This window comes from Ramlibacter sp. (assembly GCF_035706265.1).
Classification (GTDB): Bacteria; Pseudomonadota; Gammaproteobacteria; order Burkholderiales; family Burkholderiaceae_C; genus Ramlibacter.
Map to the genome: position 1 here is coordinate 1 of NZ_DASSVG010000505.1, position 2,416 is coordinate 2,416.

At 69.5% G+C, this 2,416-nt stretch carries 2 protein-coding genes; both read right to left on the reverse strand.

The window, feature by feature from the left end; genetic code table 11:
- Nucleotides 1–1,572 (reverse strand): sensor histidine kinase (locus VFM98_RS18055; RefSeq protein WP_325111287.1); only part of this gene is annotated, 1,572 nt, incomplete at its 3' end.
- Nucleotides 1,573–1,636: 64 nt separating this feature from the next.
- Nucleotides 1,637–2,416 (reverse strand): response regulator (locus VFM98_RS18060; protein WP_325111288.1); only part of this gene is annotated, 780 nt, incomplete at its 5' end.

A 2,416-nucleotide genomic window follows, 5' to 3' on the forward strand; every position in this document is an offset into this window, starting at 1 on the left:
TCCCTCGCTCGTGGCCCACACGCGGCCGCCATGGAGCTCCACCAGGTGCTTCACCAGCGTGAGGCCGATGCCCAGGCCGCCCTGCGAGCGGTCCAGCGACTGGTCGGCCTGGGCGAACAGGTCGAAGATGTGCGGCAGGAACTCGGGTGCGATGCCGGTGCCCTCGTCCTTCACGGAGATCTGCAGTTCGCCCTCCGCGAAGCTCGCCTCCAGGCGGATGCGGCTCCTGGGCGGCGAGAACTTGCTGGCGTTGTTGATCAGGTTGGAGAGCACCTGCGACAGCCGCACGGCATCGCCCTGGATCTCGATCGCCTCCTTCGGCAGCATCACGTCCAGCACCTGTTCGCGCTGGCCCAGCCGCGGCGAGCTGGCTTCCACCGAGCGCTCGACCAGGGAGGAAAGCTGCAGCTTCTCGGGCTTGACCGCCACCTTGCCCTGCACGATGCGCGAGACGTCCAGCAGGTCGTCGATCAGGCGCGACATGTGGTCGGCCTGGCGGCCGATCACGTCGCGCGCCCAGGCCAGCTTGGGCGGCAGCGAATCGGCCGTGGCCAGGATGTGCACCGCGTTGCGGATCGGCGCCAGCGGGTTGCGCAGTTCGTGCGCCAGCATGGCCAGGAATTCGTTCTTGCGCCGGTCGGCCTCCTGCACCGCGGAGTACAGGCGGGCGTTCTCCATCGCGATGGAGGCGCGGCTCGCGAATTCGCGCACCAGCGAGACGTGGCCGGGGTCGTAGCGGGCCGCCTCGCCCAGCAGCGCGAGCGCCCCGCGGATCTCGTCGCCCGCCATGAGGGGGCAGATGGCCGCCGCGCGGCCTTCGTTCTTCCACAGGCGGAACTGGCGGTCGCGGATCACCTGGTCCGCCTGGGCGCGCAGTTCGGGCGTGAACACCTCGGGATCGTCGGCCCGCGGCGCCGGGTGCATCTCCAGCCGGCGCACGCCGCCTTCCGGGTCGGGGATGCCGAGGATCGCCCGCTCCCCCAGCATCGGCACGGCGAGGCTCAGGATGGCGGCGATCGTGTCGTCGAGGTTGAGCGAGCGCGAAAGCACCCGGCTCGCCTCGGCCAGGTAGTCGGCGCGGTGGATCGCCTCCTCCGCGGCGGCGCGGGCCGCTTCCGAGCGGGCCAGTTCCTCGCGCTGCGCCGCCTGCTTCTGCAGCTGGCGGTTCATGCGGAACAGCTCGACGAACACCCGCACCTTGGAGCGCAGCACCTCCGGCACCACCGGCGACGGGATGTAGTCCACCGCGCCCAGGGCGTAGCCGCGCCGGGCCTGCAGTTCGTCCACGTAGGCGGTGATGAAGACGATCGGCGTCTGGGCCGATTTCTTGTACTGGCGGATCAGGCTGGCGGTCTCGAGCCCGTCGATGTCGGGCATGTTCACGTCCAGCAGGATGACCGCGAACTCCTTTTCCAGGATGTACTTCAGCGCCTCCTGCCCCGAGCGGGCGCTGACGATGTTCTGCCCCAGTTCCTCCAGGATGGTCGTGAAGACGACGTGCTTCTCCGCCAGGTCGTCCACCACCAGGATGTTGACCTTCTCGGCGGCCTCCGGACTCGCAGCGTTCGTCACTCGATCTCCCGGCGGTCCCGATCGGTCGGGGACAGCGCATGTTTCGCCATGTCCGTCCCCGAACTCACTGTTGCAGCCATGCCCGCAGCACGGCGAGCAGGTCCGGCGTGTTCACCGGCTTGGCCAGGTAGTCCCAGGCGCCCGCCTCGATGCACTTCTCGCGGTCGCCCTTCATCGCCTTGGCCGTGACCGCGATCATGGGCAGGTTGCGGCCCTGCGGGAGCTTGCGGATCTCCTTCATGGTCGCCATGCCGTCCATCTCCGGCATCATGATGTCCATCAGCACCACCTGGATGCCCGGGTCGTTGGCCACGCGGTTGATTGCCTCGCGGCCGTTGTCGGCCCACACGATGTCCATGCCGTGCTCTTCCAGCACGGTGGCCAGCGCGAAGATGTTGCGCATGTCGTCGTCGACGATCAGCACGCGCTTGCCGGCCAGCGGCTTGGCGGACTCGTAGACGTCGTCGATCACGCTGCGCTTCACCTCGGGCAGCCGCGCCAGGCTCTTGTGCAGCGCGATCAGCGCGGCGTCGAACAGGCGCGCCTCGCCGCTCACCTCGTGCACCGTCAGGCCCTCGTCGGAGTGCCAGTCGTTGCGCACCCCGCTGCTGCCGCGATAGAGGATCAGCGGCACCGGCCCGATGCCCGCCTGCGCCGCGATGGCGCGGCGCAGCTCGCGCGGCTCCGCGCCGGCGAAGCCGTCTTCCAGCACCACGGCGTCGAAGCGGCCCTCGTCCAGCGCCTGCAGCAACTGCGGGCCGCTGGCCACCATCGTCACGTCGATCTGCTCGCCCTCGATCTGGGCCAGCAGGTCGTTGCGCACGTCCTGGTCGTCCAGCGCCAC